Below are 17,121 nucleotides of genomic sequence, written 5' to 3'. Positions count from 1 at the left end.
CGCCGGGTCCCGCCCGGGCGGACCTGGTCGAAGGGCATGTCCGCGTCGCGATCAGGATATGCCCGGCCTTCCGCCCAGACAGGCCATTACGCCGGTTCGTCCCCACCGCCGGTCGCCGGTCGCCGGTTGTCAGGTGTCGCGCAGCGCGAGGGTGAGCGACTCCACCGCGAGCAGTGGGACGAGGCCGGGATTTCTGGCCAGTGACGCCCGGGTCGCGAGGACAGCCTCCAGCCGGCGCAGTGTCTGTTCCGGAGTGCAGGCCGCGGCGTATCCGGCGGCCTCGACGCAGTGATCAGGATGAATCGCGTCGACACCGGCGCCGAGCTGTTGGACCAGGACATCCCGGTACAGCCCCGCGAGGTCCACCAGGGCCCGATCCAGCGCATCGAGGACGGTGCGGCGACCTCGGCTCTTCTGGGTCCGCTCCAGCTCCTTGAGCGCCCCCGCGGCACCCCGCACCACCATCGTCCGGCCCTTGGCCCCCGCCTTCGGGGCCCGCGCGGACCTGGACTTCCCGCCGACCGCCGTGGCACCGACGCCGAGCGCGGTTTTCAGCGCCTCGGTCTCCACCTCGTCGCGTTCCGCATTCGCGGCCTCCGCGTCGGCGTTCGCCGCGCTCACCAGATCGGCCGCCGCGGCCAGGCAGTCACCGACCCGGCCGAGCCGGGCCGGGATACGCAACACCGCCGCCCGGTTGGCCCGGACCCGCTCATCCGAGGCGAGCCGGCGCGCCAGGGCCAGATGACCCTGGGAAGCCCGCGCCGCCGTCTCGGCGACCTGCTCGTTGACTCCCTCGCGAACCAGCGCGTCGCGGACGTCCGTGGCCGAGGGCAGCCGTAGCGCGACCGTCCGGCAGCGGGAACGGATGGTGGGCAGCACGTCCTCCACGGAGGGGGCGCAGAGCAGGAACACCGCCCGATCCGCCGGCTCCTCGAGGGCCTTCAGCAGGGCGTTCGCCGCGGCCTCGGTGAGCCGGTCCGCATCGGTGATCAGCAGGATGCGCCAGCGGCCGGCCGTCGGGGCGCTGGCGGCGTCGCGTACCAGCGCGCGCACGTCCTTCACACCGAGCGAGAGCCCCTCCGGTTGCACGGTTCGCAGATCGGTGGCCGTGTCGGTGAGCACGGTGTGGCAGCCGGTGCACTCGCCGCAGCCCGGCGGCTCGTTCTCGCAGGTGAGGCTTGCGGCGAAGGCGCGCGCCGCGTCCTGGTGACCTGCCCCGGCGGGTCCGGTGAACAGCCACGAGTGCGTCATCCCGGCACGGGCGGCAGCCGGCGCGCCGCCTCCACTCGCGAGCCCGGCACTCGCGGCGGACGCCGCGGCGCTCAGCGCCGCGACCACCGCGTCCTGCCCGACAAGCGTCTCCCAGACCGTCACCGGGCCATCATCCCCGAGCCACGCCGGTCCGGAGCGCGTCGGTCAGAGCACACCGAGCAGGACGGCTGGCCGATCGATGCGGCTGGCCATGAACGAGCGGATCTCGGCGTGGATCTCCTCCGGTGACCGCGTCGCGTCTAGCGGAAGGTAACGATCGGGCTCCTTCTGCGCCAGCCGACGGAACGTGTCGCGTACCCGGCCCTGGAAGGTCAACTTCCCGGCGTCGTCCGCCTCGGCCGGGCCGTCCGGCGGCCCCGGCGGCCCCGGCGGCGGATCAGGATACGCGGTCATCCGCGCGCGGCGCAGGACGATCTCGGCCGGCAGATCCAACAGGACCGTGACGTCGGGAAGCAGCGCGTGCGTCGCCCACTGGGTGAGGACGGACAGCTCGTCGGTGCTGAGGGCCTGGCTCACGCTCTGGAAGGCGATGAACGAGTCGACGTAACGATCGGTGATGACGATCGCTCCCCGGGCCAGCGCGGGTTCGATCACCTGCGCGACGTGTTCGGCGCGGTCCGCCGCGGTCAGCAGCGCCTCGGTCCGGGGGTGCAGCCGTACCGTCGGGTCGAGGAGCAGTTCTCGCAGGCCCGTTCCCAGTGCGGTGCCGCCGGATTCGGAGGTCACCACCACCTCCCGGCCGGAGGAGGCGAGCCACGTTCGTAGCAGCTCCACCTGTGTGCTCTTGCCGGCGCCATCGATGCCCTCGATCGCGATGAACAGGCCGGTGCGGCGGGGACGTGTGGCCGCCGGCCGCCGGCCGCGCAGCGCGTTCCACAGCTCGGGCCAGACCGCGGCTCCGGTCGGGTCGTCCATCTGCCGATAGGAGAACAGGCCGACCGCGACGGCGAGCAGACCGCCGGCGAGCAGGACCGCGGTGACGCCGTCCGCGCGGACGTTGATGTCGCCCCACAGATGGATCCTGTGCGAGCCGATGAGGCCAACCAGGCCGGGCGCGGCGGCGAGCACGAGCAGCAGGTCGATGCGGACCAGCGACTGCACCAGGGCGAAGGTGCGCCCCCGCAGCTCGTCGGAGACCTCGGCCTGGAGCAGGGTGTATCCGGTCACCCAGGCCACGCCGGCGAACGCCCCCACCGCGACCACGAGGATGCAGGCGATGACCAGGTTCGGGATGATCGCGACGATCACCAGGGTGATACCCGCCCCGGTCACGCAGACGCCGAACAGGCGGGTCCGACTGTAGTCGCCGAGCAGCTTGGGACCGGCGGCCATGCCGGCGGCGAGGCCGACGAACACCGCGCCGAAGAGCACCCCGTACGCGGAGTCGCCGCCGCCCAGGATCTCGACGTAGAGCCGGCCGAGGGCGATGACGCAGCCGGCGCCGGCGAACCCGCCCAGGATGCCCACGACGAGTCCGCGGACCAGTTTGTCCTGGCCGACGTAGCGCCATCCCTCGGTGATGGAGGCCAAGAACCCGGGCTCGGGGCCGGTCTCCGGCCGCGCGGCCCGTCCGATGCCCTTCAGTCCCCAGATCACGATTGCCGAGCCGAGGAACGTCGCCGCGTTGAAGTACAACGCGAGGTCGACCGAGGAGTCATGGAAGAACGACACGCTGGAGCCGAGCGTCCGTGAGATCGTCGCAAGCATCGTGAAGATCGTCGCGGCGATCGGGGCCGTGCCGTAGGTCATGATCAGGCTGAGGGTGTTGGCGGCCGCGAGCCGCTCCTTGGGCACCAGGTGCGGGACGCTCGCGTCCTTCGCCGGCGCCCACACCAGGGTGACCGCCTCCACCAGGAACGATGCGATGAGCAGCCACTTGAGCGTCCCGATGATCGGGATCGACATGAACAGCCCGAACCGCATGACGTCCGTCACGACCATGGTCAGCCGGCGGTCCAGCCTGTCGGCGAGGGCACCGGCGAGTGGGCCCAGGATCAGGGCCGGCATCAACCGGACGATCAGCAGCGAGCCGATGGCGTACGCCTGCCCGGAGAAGCTCTCCTGGAGCTGGGTCACCAGTGCGGTGGTTGCCAGCAGACCCATCCAGTCACCCAGGCTGGACAGGCTGAGCTGAATCCACATCCGGCGGAACGCGGGGATCCGCAGGACGGCCCGGATGTCGCTGTCGCCTCCGGCGGCGATGGTGGACGGCATTGGCGGCGAGGGAACCGTCGTCACCGGATGCCTGCTCGGCGAGCGGCGGACCCGCGGTCGCCGGACGGGCCAGGGTGGGCGCCGCCCGGCGTCCCGAGATCCGGCTGCATGGTCGGTGGCCACAGGGTCTCCTCCGGACGTCTCGACCGGGGTGGTGGACCTGCCGGTCACATTGGACGACTCTGCGTTACCAGATGTGGTCTCCGTGTCGCCGATGGTGAACGCCGTAACCTCGGAAACCACCCGGGGCGCGTCCGCTTCTCCAGGTTCTCCAGGGCTCCTACCGATCGGCAGCGCCATCAGTCCGTCCGGCGGGTGCCACTGGACGACGAGCTACCGGAGTCATCGGAGCCATCGGAGCCGCCGCCGTCGTCCGTCACCGTCCGGGCGGTCTTGGACCTGGCGGTGCCGGTCTTCGCGGTGCCGGTCTTCGCGGTGCCGGTCTTCGCGGTGCCGGACTTCGCGGTGCCGGACTTCGCCGTATCCGGCTTGGCCTTGGTGGTTTTCGGGCCGGTCTTGGCGGTGCCGGCTTTCGCGGTGCCCCGGGCAGGACGCTTCGCGGTGGCCGGTCCGCGGGCCCGACGGTCTGCCAGCAGCTCCGCGGCACGCTCATCGGTGATCGTTTCGACCGTGTCGCCCTTGCGCAGACTGGCGTTGGTCTCACCGTCGGTGACGTAGGGGCCGAACCGGCCCTCCCGCACCACCATCGGTTTGCCGCTGGCCGGGTCGGTCCCGAGCTCGCGCAGCGGCGGGCTCTGCGCGGCCTGGCGCCGACCGCGGGCCTTGGGCTGGGAGAGCAGCGCCAAGGCCTCGTCCAGGGTCACGGTGAACAACTGATCCTCAGATTCCAACGACCGACTTTCGGCACCCTTCTTCACGTATGGGCCATAGCGGCCATTCTGGGCGGTGACCTCCTCCCCGTCATCCCCCGCACCCAGAATGCGCGGAAGGGTGAGCAACCGCACGGCGTCGTCGAGGGTCAGCGTCTCCAACGACATGCCACGCAGCAGACTGGACGTGCGCGGCGGGTCAGTGTCGGTGGTGACGTAGGGGCCGAAGCGACCCGCCTTCGCCGTGATGGTCGCCCCCGACGCCGGGTCGATTCCCAGCATCCGGTCGCCACTGGGCGCGGCCAGCAGCCCCAGCGCTTTGTCGACGGTGAGTTCGTCCGGTGCGAGATCGTCCGGCACGCTGGCACGGCGCTCCCCGTGCTGGACGTAGGGGCCGTAGCGGCCCACCCGGACGACCAGCAGGGTGCCGTCGTCGGTCTCGCCGAGGGGGATCGAGTTCACCTCGCGGGCGTCGATCTCTCCGAGCCGCTCATTGACCAGGTGCTTCAGTCCGTCGGCGGCCGGGTCGGTGCCGTCGCCGGTTCCGAAGTAGAAGCGGGTCAGCCAGTCGGTCGAGGCGGCCGTGCCGGCGGCGATGTCGTCGAGGTCGTCCTCCATCGTCGCGGTGAACCGGTAGTCGACCAGCCGGGTGAAGTGGTCCTCCAACAGGCCGACGACGGCGAACGCGACGAAGCTCGGCACCAGGGCCGAGCCCTTCTTCCACACGTAGCCGCGGTCCTGGATGGTGCCGATGATCGAGGCGTAGGTGGACGGCCGACCGATCCCGAGCTCCTCGAGCGTCTTGACCAGGCTGGCCTCGGTGAAGCGCGCCGGCGGACTGGTGGTGTGCCCGCGGGGGGTCAGCGAGCGGGTGGTCAGTGGGTCGCCCTGCCGTACGTCCGGCAGCCGCCGCTCCCGGTCCTCCAGTTCCGCGTCTGGATCGTCGGCGCCCTCGACGTAGGCGCGCAGGAAACCGGGAAAGGTGATGACCTTCCCCGATGCCGAGAACTCGGCGTCCTCCCCAGCGGACGAGGTCGCGCCGAGCCGGATCGTGGCGCTCGTGCCGCGGGCGTCCGCCATCTGGCTGGCCACCGTCCGCTGCCAGATCAGCTCGTAGAGCCGGTAGGAGTCGACGTCGAGCTCGCCACGAACCTCACCCGGGGTCCGGAAGTGGTCCCCGGCGGGTCGGATGGCCTCGTGGGCCTCCTGCGCGTTCTTGACCTTCTTGGCGTACGTGCGGGGGCGTGCCGGCACGTACTCCGGCCCGTACAGGCTCGCCGCCTGCGCGCGGGCCGCGGTCAGGGCGGTCTTGGACAGGTTCGTCGAGTCCGTCCGCATGTAGGTGATGTAGCCGTTCTCGTACAGCCGCTGCGCCACCTGCATCGTGCGCTGGCTGGAGAAGCGCAGTTTGCGGCCGGCCTCCTGCTGCAACGTCGAGGTCATGAACGGTGGGTACGGCGAACGGCGGTAGGGCTTGGTCTCCACCGAGCGCACCGTGAATGCGGCGTCGGCGAGCCGCTCGGCCAGCGACCGGGCGGTGGCCTCGTCCAGCCGCGTCACCCCGGAGGAGACGAGCTGCCCCGTCGGGGAGAAGTCACGACCCGTCGCGATCCGGTTGCCGTTCAGGGCGATCAGGGTTGCCGGGAGCGGGGTCTTCTCGACCCCGTCGCCGCGGATGGACCCGGCGCCGGGTCCATCCGGCCCGGATCCCGGTGTGCCGTCCGCGCCCGACCACGCCTGGCGGGCGACGGTCGCCCCGAACAGGCCCTCGATGTTCCAGTACTCCGCCGAGTGGAACCGCATCCGGGCACGTTCCCGCTCCACCAGGATGCGGGTCGCCACGCTCTGGACCCGGCCCGCCGACAGCCTCGGCATGACCTTCTTCCACAGCACGGGAGAGACCTCGTAGCCGTAGAGACGGTCCAGGATGCGACGCGTTTCCTGAGCGTTGACCAGGTTCTTGTCGATATCGCGCGGATTGTCGACGGCCCGCTGGATCGCCTGGGGGGTGATCTCGTGGAACACCATCCGCTTGACCGGCACCGTCGGCTTCAGTGTCTGGAGCAGATGCCAGGCGATGGCCTCGCCCTCGCGGTCCTCGTCCGTCGCGAGGTAGAGCTCGCTGGCGTCTTTCACGAGCGCCTTGAGCTTGCTGACCTGCGGTTTCTTGTCCGGCGTCACGATGTAGAGCGGTTCGAAGTCGTTGTCGACGTCGACGCCGAGCCGAGCCCACGGCTTGCCCTTGTGCGCGGCCGGGACATCGGCGGCACTGCGCGGGAGGTCACGGATGTGCCCGATACTGGATTCGACCTGCCACCCCGGACCGAGATAGCCGGCGATCGTCTTCGCCTTCGCCGGCGATTCCACGATCACCAGGCGGTTGCCCGGGCCGGAGCCGGTGGCGCGGCTGCCGTGGGCGCCGGTGGCTCCGCCTGAGCCGTTCGCCGAATGGCCAGCCTCCGTTCGCCCGTTCGCCGTCCGGCTGGTGGCGCCGGCGGGTACGTCGGCCGATGCCTCGCTCGAGCCGGTCTCCGGCGGGAGCCCGGCCTCGGTGGGCTCGGCGACCGGTGCGGATGACCGCGCGGTCGCCCGTGTCGTCGTCTTCGTGCGCGCTGGCACTTCTCTCCTCGGTGCGACGTGCTCGTTTTAGTGCTCTGTGGGGCGAAAGCGTAGGTTGCTTCTACGGAGCGTAGGTCTCGAACATGGCGGATGTTGCGGAGGCGGAGCGCGTTACTGGATCTGGCGGGGGCGGCGCGGGTGTCCGGCGGACGGTGGTCGTGCGGGCGGCGGCCGTCGGAGTGAGAGCGGTGCCTCGCAGCACCGTACGCCGCCATTCCGTCTCGCGGATCCTCCCGTCCGGGTATGGCGACCGTAGCCCGACGCTCACCCACTGCTTCCCCGATCCGACGTGGGTGGCGCGGATGGTCCGCTGGCGCATCACCCGGCCCACGGGCGGTACCCGATCCCGATTCCGAGGTTCCATCGGTTCTCGAGGTTCCATCGGTGTGAAACAGCGCCGCCGACCCGCGTGGCCTCGTGCGAGCCGCGGGGGTCGGCGGTGGCGGAGCGATGTGGGTCAGGCGTTGATCTTCTCGCTGGGAGCCGGTGTCGGTTGTGTCATATCGGGCACATCGTTGATCATTGAGCTCCGTCGTCTGGAGATGATGATCACGGCTGCGATGGCGGCGAGGGCGGCGAGGGCGACACCGATGCGCAGCCCCGTGTTCTCGTCCGCGCCCACCGAGTACTTTACGACCGTCGGAGCGATCAGCAGGCTGACCAGATTCATCACCTTGAGCAGCGGGTTGATCGAAGGGCCGGCGGTGTCCTTGAATGGATCTCCCACGGTATCGCCGATCACCGTGGCCGCGTGGACCTCCGAGCCTTTTCCGCCGTGGTGGCCGTCCTCGACCATCTTCTTCGCGTTATCCCAGGCCCCGCCGGAGTTCGCGAGGAACACGGCCATCAGCACGCCGCCGGCGATGGCGCCGCCGAGGAACGCACCGAGTGGCGGGTATCCCAGGCCGAAACCGACCGCGATTGGGGCGAGAACCGCCAGCGTTCCCGGTGTAATCAGTTCGCGGAGCGAATCGCGGGTGCAGATGTCGACGACCGCACTGTAATCCGGCTTCTCGTCGCCGGTCATGATTCCAGGCCTGGACCGGAACTGGTTGCGTACCTCCAGGACGACCCGCCCGGCCGCGCGGCCCACCGCATTGATCGCGAGCCCGGAGAACAGGAAGACCACGGACGCACCTATGGTGAGCCCGACCAGCGCGTCGGGGTAGGCGATGTTCAGGCCGCCAACGATGCCCCGACCCGCCTCGGGCAGCGCTCCGGCGTCGCGGAGAGCCGTCGTGACGGTGTCGGTGAACGAGCCGAACAGCGCCGAGGCGGCGAGCACCGCGGTGGCGATCGCGATGCCCTTCGTGATCGCCTTGGTGGTGTTGCCGACGGCGTCGAGCGAGGTGAGGATGGCCGCACCCGCCTCGTCCATGTCGCCGGACATCTCGGCGATGCCCTGTGCGTTATCGCTCACCGGCCCGAAGGTGTCCATCGAGACGATGACACCCACCGTCGTCAGCAGACCGGTCCCCGCCAGCGCCACCGCGAACAGCGCGATCGTGACGCTGCCGGAGCCGAGCAGGTAGGCGCCAAAGATCGCGGCACCGATGAGCAGCGAAGAATAGACCGCCGACTCCAGACCCACCCCGATTCCGGCGAGGATGTTGGTGGCTGGTCCGGTGAGCGACGCCTTTGCGATGTCCCGCACCGGCCGGCGGCCGGTCTCGGTGAAATACCCGGTTAGCAGCTGAATGGCGGCGGCGAGCACGATCCCGATCAGGACCGCGCCGATCGCGATCACTCGTGGATTACCGGACTGGGTGCTTCCCTGCATCCCGGGGAAATCGGCGAAGCTCGTCGGGAGGTAGAGCAGTGAGACGGCGACGACGCCGATCGCGGACACCACCGCGGAGATGAAGAAACCCCGGTTGATGGCGGACATTCCGGTGCGGTCACCGGCCCGCGGCGACACCGCGAAGATTCCGATGACCGCGGTCACAACCCCGACCGCCGGGATGAGCAGGGGGAACACCAGGCCGCGTTCGCCGAACGCCTCGACCCCGAGAATCAGCGCCGCGACGAGCGTCACCGCATAGGATTCGAACAGGTCGGCGGCCATGCCGGCGCAGTCGCCGACGTTGTCGCCGACGTTGTCGGCGATCGTCGCGGCGTTGCGGGGATCATCCTCGGGAATCCCCTGTTCCACCTTGCCGACCAGGTCCGCCCCGACATCGGCGGCCTTGGTGAAGATCCCTCCGCCTACTCGCATGAACATCGCGAGCAGAGCGGCGCCGAATCCGAATCCCTCCAGGACCTGGGGGGCGGTGTCCCGGAAGACGAGGACCACGGCCGCCGCCCCCAGGAGTCCGAGACCGACGGTGAACATCCCCACCACCCCCCCGGTGCGGAAGGCGATGCGGACGGCGGCTCGTTCCCCTCGGGTCATGGCGGCGGCGGCAGTGCGGGTGTTGGCCCGGGTCGCCAGCGACATCCCGACGAATCCGACCAACGCGGAGAAGATCGCACCGACCACGAAGAAGATCGACCGACCGATCTTCGCTCCAGTGTTCTCGGCTGGCAGGAGCAGCAGTACGAAGGGGATGACGACGACGAATCCCGCGAGTGTGGTGAACTGCCGTCTGAGATAGGCGGCGGCGCCCTCCTGGACCGCCCGGCCGACCTCCACCATCCTCGGGGTGCCTGGACTCGCCGCCAATACCTCACGAACCAGATAACCGGCAACAAGCAATGCGAGGGCTGCGACTATCGCCACACCGGCGACCAGGCCGAGGGCTCTGCCGCTAAGGTCAATTCCAGAGCCCTCGGCCTGTAGGGCTTGGATCGAGGACATGGCTCCTCCCGGTCTGCTCTGTGCGCCCTCCGTGAGGGTGCCGGTGCTCTCGGGCGCCCTTTCGGCGGTCGCCACGGCATCGAGACGGTCACGGCCACGCGCCGCATCCGGCGGCGCTTTGGGCGAGATCGGTCGGTTCTTCCCATTTCCAAGCATCTGACCGGTCTCACGGGGAGCACCAAGGGAATCACGGATGGTTGGATCAGCCGTCCATGAGATGCGGCGGAGTCTATCCACACGTCTGTGACGTGCGCTCGTTTTTCAGCAGCGGCGGCCCGGGTCGCGTGCTCTCGGGTACCTCTCACCGCCCCGGCGATAATCCGGAAACGGATCGATTCAGGAATATTCGGCATAAAAAGATCGCTCGTGCTGTTACTGACATGGCAGACTGGCGCCGTGGCTCCACCTCCATGTCAGGTTCCATGTGCCCCACCTTCGGAACCTGGCGCGGGGCACATGGCGGCACGGTCGGAGGCTGGAACAGTCGCCGGGCCCAGGCAGGGAGACCGGAGAGGTCCTACACCGCGGATTCGCAGGGGTCCGATGTGGCGCCGGTGTGCCAGGTCATCGCGACAACCGTACCCACGCCGTCGGGGCCACGCCTGATCTCGATCTCGTCGACGAGTCCCTCGATGAGGGCGAGTCCGAGCCCCGGTGGGAAACCAGAGTTGTCCGCCGAGGGATCGTCGTCCGCCGGTTCCGCCCAACCCGGCGGCTGAGTCGACTCGGATCCGAGTTCGAGCAGGGTGGTCGCGGTGACGAGGCCACCGTCCGGACCGGGGGCGACCTCGTCTCCGGTCCGGCCGCAGTCGGCCACCGTGATGGTGAAGGAATCGGCGCCATCGGTGAGCGCGACATGCACCGGGGCCTGCGGCGCATGCCTGCGGTTGACGCGCACCGCTCGGGTGCATGCCTCCGTCACCGCAAGTTTGATCTCGTCGGCCGCGCTGACCGGAACTCCCGCGCGCCGGCTGACCGCCGTCGCGATCATCCTGGCGGTACGAACGTGCCCGTTCAGTGCAGCGAACCGCAGCTCAACGGTGGGCATACGGCGGGCCTGCCTTTCGCGAAAGAGTGATGTCCGGCTCAGTCGCTGGCGGCAAGGGCTTCCTCGATGGAGGAGTGGATGGGGAAGACCTTGGTCAGGCCGGTGATCCGGAAAATCTTCAGGATGCGCTCCTGAGTGCAGACCAGACGCAGCGAACCCTCGTGCGCACGCACCCGCTTGAGCCCGCCGACGAGGACCCCGAGGCCCGTCGAATCGAGGAACTCGACGCCTTCCATGTCGACGACGAGGTGGTATGACCCCCCGGACACGAGATCGATGAGCTGCTCGCGAAGCTTCGGCGCGGTGTAGACGTCGATCTCGCCGCCCACCACCACGACCGTGTGGTTGCCTTCCTGGCGTGTCGTGAGGGACAGGTCCACGGATCCTCCTTGTGTGCCTCCGGCCGTCCCGTGCTTCGGGCGACCGACATCACGGCGCCATTACCCTCCCACGAGGAGGATCAATCCGGTGTGCCGCGACACAGATCGCGGGTCCGGTGTTGCGGCATCGCCGGCTGATGACGTCTGATGAAATGTATCCCCGATCTTGGCGCTCGTGTGGGGGTCGACCGACTGCATCGGCGGTTTCGGCGCAGCTGGTCCCGCGGGGACACTCCGTGGTCCGCCTGTCGTCTTGTCATCGGCCTCGCTGTCCGTAGCCACGCCGAGATGATCCCCGGCCCGGGGGCCCGGGGGCCCGAGAGGGCGATGTTCGGGGGGTTCGTCCGGCTGAGGGGCGCCGTGACCGCGTCGAGACGCATATCCTCGATCGTCGTGGGCTCGCCGGTGGATGTCGACGGCGCGGACACGGTCCTTGCCGGGCTGCGCCGCGACGTGCGACGAGCGCGGTGCATGACGCACATCGAGCGTGTCCCGGCTCGGGACGGCTGCCCGGCGCCATGGCCGGACTGGATCGATCCGGTCCTGCGGGGACGGTGGACGGCCGCCGGGATCGCGAGCCCCTGGAGCCACCAGGCGGCTGCCGCCGAGGCCGCATACGCCGGGCGCAGCGTGGTGCTGGCGACCGGCACGGCCTCGGGTAAGTCGCTTGGCTATCTGATGCCGGTGCTGTCCCGGCTGCTCGCCGAGCCCGGTGCCCGGGCACTCTACCTGGCGCCCACGAAGGCGCTGGCCCACGACCAGCTCAGAGCCGTGCGGTCGCTGCGGCTCACCGGTATCCGGGCCGCCGCGTTCGACGGGGACACGCCGGCGGCCGAACGGGACTGGGTCCGGGCGCATGCCGGCCTGGTCCTGACCAACCCCGACATGCTCCACCGTGGCATCCTGCCCTTCCACCGGCGGTGGACCCAGTTCCTGCGCGGCCTGCGTTACGTCGTCGTCGACGAGTGCCACGGCTACCGAGGGGTGTTCGGCGCACACGTGGCCGCGGTGATCCGCCGGCTGCGGCGGATCTGCGCGCGCTACGGGACCGATCCGGTGTTCCTGCTCGCGTCCGCGACCGTCGCCGATCCCGGGGTCTCGGCCGCACGGCTCACCGGCGTGGAGGTCGAGGTGGTCGACGTTGACGGATCTCCGCGGGGGCCACTGGACTTCGTGCTCTACGAACCTCCGCTGCTCACGACCGGGCAGAGCTCGCCGGACCGGGAGGACCCGACCTCCGCGCCCGGCCCGGGCGAGAACGGCGCCCCCGTCCGCCGGTCGGTGACCGCCGAGTCCGCGGACCTGCTGACGGACCTCGTCGCGGACGGTGTGCGCACCCTGGTCTTTGTCCGCTCGCGACGGGCCGCCGAGGTGGTGGCGGTGACCGCCCGCCGCGAACTCGGTCGGATCGCCGCAGACCTCGCCGACCGGGTGGCGGCGTATCGGGCCGGCTACCTGCCGGAGGAGCGACGGGCCCTGGAGGAGGATCTCCGCTCGGGCGCCCTGCTCGGGGCGGCCGCGACGTCGGCACTCGAGCTCGGGGTGGACATCAGCGGGCTGGACGCCACCGTCACCGCCGGTTTTCCCGGCACGCTCGCCTCGCTCTGGCAGCAGGCCGGACGCGCCGGGCGGGATGGCCGGCGATCGCTGGCCGTGCTGGTCGCCCGGGACGATCCGCTTGACACCTACCTGGTGCATCATCCCGAAGCCGTCTTCGGACGGCCGGTGGAGGCCAGCGTCTTCGACCCCGACAATCCCTACGTGCTCGCTCCGCACCTGGAGTGCGCCGCGGCCGAGCTGGCGCTGACCGAGGCGGATCTGGCGTTGTTCGGACCGACCGCTGCGTTCGCCGTCAACGACCTGGTTCGCCGAGGCCGGCTGCGCCGCCGGCCCACGGGCTGGTTCTGGACGCAACGGGCCCGGCCGGATGTGGACATCCGAGGGGCGGGAGGACCACCGGTTCGCATCGTCGAAGCGCGGACCGGTCGGCTTCTGGGCACCGTGGACGCCGCGACCTCGCACACGACGGTGCACGCTGGCGCGGTCTATCTCCACCAGGGATCGAGCTTCGTGGTCGAGGACCTCGACCTCGAGGAATCCGTCGCGTTCGTATGCGAGTCGGCGCCGGAATGGACGACCACCGCGCGTGACCACACCGACATCAGGGTGGTGGAGTCGTCGCGATCCCGGGTGCTGCCCGACGTGGAGGTGCACCTCGGCGTGGTCGAGGTCACCAGCCAGGTCGTCGGATACCAGCGGCGGCTGATCGCGACGGGCGAGGTACTCGGGCAGGAGCCTCTCGATCTGCCGCCGCGTCAGCTGCGGACCCGGGCCGTCTGGTACACGCTGTCCGACGACCTGCTTGCCCGAGCCGCGATCGAGCCTGCGGATGTCCCCGGTGCCGTCCACGCCGCCGAACACGCGGCGATCGGTCTGCTCCCGCTGTTCGCGACCTGTGACCGTTGGGATATCGGCGGTGTCTCGACCGCGCTCCATCCGGACACCGAACGCACCAGCGTCTTCGTCTACGACGGACACGCCGGCGGGGCGGGTTTCGCTGAACGGGGATTCCTCCGAATCGGTGCCTGGCTGGCTGCGACCCGGGACGCGATCGAAGCGTGTGAGTGCCCGGCGGGCTGCCCGTCGTGCGTCCAGTCGCCCAAATGCGGAAATGGCAATGAGCCGCTCGACAAGGCGGCTGCCTGGCGGCTCCTCGCCGCGGTGACCGCCATGATCGGCTAGCCCCGTGACCACTTCGCCGCGGCGTGGTTCCCCCGCGACCGGACCCGGGTATGTCGACCAGATCGGCTTTTCTCCGTCGTTTATACCAACGTCCATGGTTCTGGAGGTCTCGGTGGTAACCGTCGGTGTCGTGCTGTTGCTGGTGGCTGGAGTTCTCACCGCGGATCTCGTGTTGGAGAACAGCGGTCACACCGAAGTCCTGATCATGGGACAGATACTCTCGTTCGACACCTGGGGCCTGTTCGTCCTCGGCCTGGCCACGGGAGTGCTGGTAGCGGCCGGCGTGCAGCTCTTCCTGCAGGGCCTCGCGCGGGATCGCCGCCGCCACCGGATGGAACGCCAGCGCGCCCGGGAGATGGAGGCGCTGGTGCGTTCCGCGCCGGCCGCGCCGGCCGCTCCGCCCGCGCCCGCCACCGGCGGCCCCCGGTCCGTCGAAGCCGCCACCGGCGGGGCGCGAACCCGGACGGCCCCGCCCGAGGCGCGCCCGGCGGCCGCTCCGATGCCCGCGGCCGTCCCCACCGCGGCGTCCTCGGGCCAGATCATCACCCATCCCCACCGGGGCGACCGGATCGTCGCCCGCGTCGCTGATCTGCGGCGCCGTGACAGTGGCGGTGATGCGGCGAGCGGCGCCGCCCAACCTCGCGAGGGCGTCCGTTCCGGAACCGGGTCGTCCACGCCGACCGGGAAGTAGACACCCTCCGCTCCTCCCCACGGCCCGGCACGGGCGCGGGCGGACAGCTCCGGGAGCGGGCCGAGTACCGCCGGTAGGCGCGCGAGGACCGTCACCTCGACGGCGTTGCCGTCGACCCGGCAGGCTGCCAGCCGCGCCCCGTTGGCTGCGCTGACCTCGTCGGCCCGCGCGCACACCGTCCGCTGGTCGGCGGGCGGCATCGCAGCGGCCGCGAGGGCGGCGAGATCCGCCGCTCCAGCGGCCCGCTGCCGGACCGCGCTGATCACCGTCACGGTGAACGCGACGCTCACCAGCGAGAGCAGCGCGAACAGGACGGCCAGCAGCCATACCGTCGCGGACCCCGCATCGGGGGCCGCGACGGACGGCGCTACCCCCGGCTTGACGGTCGGCAGCGTCCTCAGCCGGCGCGCCCCGCTCACGGCACCATCCGGGCCGGGCATCCGGTGGGGGCATCGGACGGAAGATCGACCGTCGCCTCGACGGGGGTGACGGCCCGCGCCGCCACCTCGATGCCGGGAACCAGCCGGCTGACGCCGATGCCACCGACGTGCACCGACACCTGTACCTCGAGCCGACCCGCGCCGCGGTGCAGCGTCACGGTGGAGCCGACGGGTGCCGCCTGGATCACCATGGTGTGCACGGCCGAATCCGGCTCCCCCCTGGCGGCCAGGCGGGCGCCGATGCGTGCCGCGTCGGCGCATCGGGTCTGGGCCGCGACGGCACCGAGCATCCAGGCAGCCAGGAAGAAGACGACGAACAGTGAGGGCAGGCCAATCGCGAGCTCGGCGGTGGCCTGGCCGCGGTCCGACCCGCGGACGGATCTCCCACGTCGGTGGGTCACCGGCCGCGGCGGCCGCTGGGAGGAGCGCACAGGCATCACGGCCGCGCTCAGAACGCCACGGTCAGCGCGCGCTGCACCACCGAGGAGACCAGCGACCGGGTCGCGGAGCTCGATACCACCGCGTAGAGGACGCCGGCGAACGCCACGGCCGCAAGCGTGCCGACCGCGTACTCGGCGGTGGACATGCCGTGGTCGCGGGCCTGGACGGCCGGGCGCCACACGCTGAGAAGCCGCCGGGACACCGGCCATCGCGACAGGCGTCGGCACGAGGAGCGGGCTGCCAGGAACATGAGAACTACCTCCGGGACGGGGGAGGATCGGGATCGAGCGATGGGTCAGACCTGGGCGCTTGGCGCCGCGGTGGCAGCTGGATGATCGGGACTTCAGGCCGGCAACAGCGCGGGGACGGATCCGAGGACCATGGGGACCACTCCGAGCAGGAGAAAGGCGGGAAGGAAGCACAGGCCCAGGGGCGCGACCGCCAGGACACCTGCCCGACGAGCCGCGGCGATGCTCTCCGCGTGGGCTTCGTCCCTGGCACGATCGGCCAGTCGGGTGAGAGTGGCGGCGAGCTTCGCCCCGGACATCTCCGCGCGATCGAGCGCCATGATCGCTGCCCGCACCATCCTGGCCCGCCGGGACGGCGGCGTCACGCGGCCGCGGCGAGCCCATCCGGGCAACCGGTCGGTGAGTCGGGGAGCATGACTCGCGGCCACCAGTCGCTCGCATGCGGCGCCCACCGTGGCGCCCGCCGCGAGTGCATCGCCCACGGAGCACAGTTCCGCGCCCAACACGCCACCGGTGGCGGCGCCGACGGCCCGCGCCGCCGACATAATGGTTTCCCCGCTGCGTAGACACGCCGCGATCAGGTCCAGGGCCAGGGGAAAGTCGGCGAGGAACCGGTTGTGCCCCGCCACGGCGGAGGTCGGGGGCGCGAGGCCCGTTGCATCCACGGCCACCGGCTCTCCCCGTCGCTCCACGCCGTCCGCCAAGCGGCGAAGCCAGCGGACTCCGACCAGGTCGGCGAGCCCGCCCACGAGCAGGCATCCGATCCCCGCCGGCGTGCCCAGCAGCACCGCAATCGGCGCTGCTCCCGCGAGCGACCCCAGGACGATTCCGGCCAGCGGAAGCGAGGCCACCAGCCGTCCGGATGACCGGGGCCCGGCCAGTGCCGAGGTCAGCTCGCCCGCCCGCACCGCGTCGGCGCGGGCGACCGCCGCGAGCATCGTCGCGACGGGCGCCAGCCTTGCGCCGACGGCCGCGCAGACCTGGTAGGCGACTCCGAGCTGCCGCAGTGATGACGCCTCACTGCGGCACAACAACGCACCGGGCTCCTCCGTCCGGTCGAGCGCGGCACCGAGCTGGTCGATGGGCAGCCACGCCGATCGTCCCGCCGGTGCCGCAACGAGTTCGTCGATGCCGCCCGCCGCCCGGCGTAGGGCCTCGAGCTGGGGTGCGCCGGCGTCGAGCTCGGCCGCGAACGCGGCGAGGAGGTCTTCCGCGGACTGGCGGACCGCCACCTGCCTGCGCCGCTCCAGTGACCGCCGTCGCGCCCGGGCGAGACAGCAGAGCAGCACGGCCATGACGCCCGCAGCCACCGGTCCGGAGGTCAGCGTGAGCAGGACGGCACCGAGGACCAGGCCGATTCCTGAACCGATCATGGTTCCGGTCCTCGGCCGGGTGACTG

At 70.8% G+C, this 17,121-nt stretch carries 11 protein-coding genes and 1 pseudogene; 2 read left to right on the top strand and 10 right to left on the bottom strand.

What is annotated here, in order from left to right; genetic code table 11:
- Positions 1–129: 129 nt before the first annotated feature.
- The 6 genes from FRANCCI3_RS21775 to FRANCCI3_RS21750 all read right to left on the bottom strand — a co-directional run bounded on the left by FRANCCI3_RS21775 (position 130) and on the right by FRANCCI3_RS21750 (position 11,160).
- Complete coding sequence (locus FRANCCI3_RS21775) at positions 130–1,374, bottom strand: DNA polymerase III subunit delta' (RefSeq protein ID WP_011438661.1); 1,245 nt, start codon at positions 1,372–1,374, stop codon at positions 130–132.
- A 42-nt stretch (positions 1,375–1,416) separates the two neighbouring features.
- A complete protein-coding gene (gene tmk, locus FRANCCI3_RS21770) occupies positions 1,417–3,486 on the bottom strand; it encodes a dTMP kinase (RefSeq protein WP_308726856.1) in 2,070 nt (689 codons plus the stop codon).
- A gap of 299 nt (positions 3,487–3,785) precedes the next feature.
- Complete coding sequence (topA, locus tag FRANCCI3_RS21765) at positions 3,786–6,935, bottom strand: type I DNA topoisomerase (protein ID WP_011438659.1); 3,150 nt, start codon at positions 6,933–6,935, stop codon at positions 3,786–3,788.
- Between the two features lie 457 nt (positions 6,936–7,392).
- Complete coding sequence (locus FRANCCI3_RS21760; RefSeq protein WP_011438658.1) at positions 7,393–9,732, bottom strand: sodium-translocating pyrophosphatase; 2,340 nt, start codon at positions 9,730–9,732, stop codon at positions 7,393–7,395.
- Between the two features lie 517 nt (positions 9,733–10,249).
- Positions 10,250–10,780, bottom strand: a complete 531-nt coding sequence (locus FRANCCI3_RS21755; RefSeq protein ID WP_011438657.1) for an ATP-binding protein — start codon at positions 10,778–10,780, stop codon at positions 10,250–10,252.
- A 38-nt stretch (positions 10,781–10,818) separates the two neighbouring features.
- The gene (locus FRANCCI3_RS21750) at positions 10,819–11,160 is read right to left on the bottom strand and encodes an STAS domain-containing protein (protein ID WP_011438656.1); all 342 of its coding nucleotides are present in this window, start codon (positions 11,158–11,160) and stop codon (positions 10,819–10,821) included.
- A 327-nt stretch (positions 11,161–11,487) separates the two neighbouring features.
- Here FRANCCI3_RS21750 and FRANCCI3_RS21745 point away from each other — a divergent pair, with 327 nt between their 5' ends.
- Together FRANCCI3_RS21745 and FRANCCI3_RS28465 are read left to right on the top strand one after the other, a co-directional pair.
- On the top strand, positions 11,488–13,902 hold the full coding sequence (locus FRANCCI3_RS21745; RefSeq protein ID WP_011438655.1) for a DEAD/DEAH box helicase: 2,415 nt from the start codon (positions 11,488–11,490) through the stop codon (positions 13,900–13,902).
- Between the two features lie 94 nt (positions 13,903–13,996).
- Positions 13,997–14,593: a hypothetical protein gene (locus FRANCCI3_RS28465; RefSeq protein WP_035908651.1), complete on the top strand. Its 597-nt coding sequence runs from the start codon at positions 13,997–13,999 to the stop codon at positions 14,591–14,593.
- Positions 14,594–14,625: 32 nt separating this feature from the next.
- On the opposite strand, the pseudogene FRANCCI3_RS28460 reads toward FRANCCI3_RS28465, so the two are convergent.
- From FRANCCI3_RS28460 to FRANCCI3_RS21725, 4 genes and pseudogenes are all read right to left on the bottom strand, one after another.
- Positions 14,626–15,033: pseudogene (locus FRANCCI3_RS28460) on the bottom strand (Rv3654c family TadE-like protein); the annotation flags it as partial.
- Entirely contained in the window at positions 15,009–15,470 is a 462-nt protein-coding gene (locus FRANCCI3_RS21735; protein ID WP_023840726.1) for a TadE family protein, read from the bottom strand. The gene FRANCCI3_RS21735 and the pseudogene FRANCCI3_RS28460, both read right to left, overlap by 25 nt.
- Before the next feature lie 11 nt (positions 15,471–15,481).
- Positions 15,482–15,724 carry a DUF4244 domain-containing protein gene (locus FRANCCI3_RS21730; RefSeq protein WP_023840725.1) on the bottom strand — a complete coding sequence of 81 codons (243 nt, stop codon included), beginning with the start codon at positions 15,722–15,724 and terminating at the stop codon, positions 15,482–15,484.
- A 93-nt stretch (positions 15,725–15,817) separates the two neighbouring features.
- On the bottom strand, positions 15,818–17,095 hold the full coding sequence (locus tag FRANCCI3_RS21725) for a type II secretion system F family protein (protein WP_236701450.1): 1,278 nt from the start codon (positions 17,093–17,095) through the stop codon (positions 15,818–15,820).
- Between the last annotated feature and the right edge of the window lie 26 nt (positions 17,096–17,121).

The sequence above is a fragment of the Frankia casuarinae genome (assembly GCF_000013345.1).
GTDB lineage: Bacteria > Actinomycetota > Actinomycetes > Frankiales > Frankiaceae > Frankia > Frankia casuarinae.
The sequence above is the reverse complement of the archived record's forward strand: the minus strand, read 5'-3'. Positions and strand labels throughout refer to the sequence as shown.

Bases quoted from the DNA above. Each gene is read 5' to 3' on its own strand.
- tmk (WP_308726856.1), bottom strand. From the start codon at position 3,486: ATGCCGTCCACCATCGCCGCCGGAGGCGACAGCGACATCCGGGCCGTC.
- FRANCCI3_RS21760 (WP_011438658.1), bottom strand. From the start codon at position 9,732: ATGTCCTCGATCCAAGCCCTACAGGCCGAGGGCTCTGGAATTGACCTT.
- FRANCCI3_RS21755 (WP_011438657.1), bottom strand. From the start codon at position 10,780: ATGCCCACCGTTGAGCTGCGGTTCGCTGCACTGAACGGGCACGTTCGT.
- FRANCCI3_RS21745 (WP_011438655.1), top strand. From the start codon at position 11,488: ATGTTCGGGGGGTTCGTCCGGCTGAGGGGCGCCGTGACCGCGTCGAGA.
- FRANCCI3_RS28465 (WP_035908651.1), top strand. From the start codon at position 13,997: ATGGTTCTGGAGGTCTCGGTGGTAACCGTCGGTGTCGTGCTGTTGCTG.
- FRANCCI3_RS21735 (WP_023840726.1), bottom strand. From the start codon at position 15,470: ATGCCTGTGCGCTCCTCCCAGCGGCCGCCGCGGCCGGTGACCCACCGA.
- FRANCCI3_RS21730 (WP_023840725.1), bottom strand. From the start codon at position 15,724: ATGTTCCTGGCAGCCCGCTCCTCGTGCCGACGCCTGTCGCGATGGCCG.
- FRANCCI3_RS21725 (WP_236701450.1), bottom strand. From the start codon at position 17,095: ATGATCGGTTCAGGAATCGGCCTGGTCCTCGGTGCCGTCCTGCTCACG.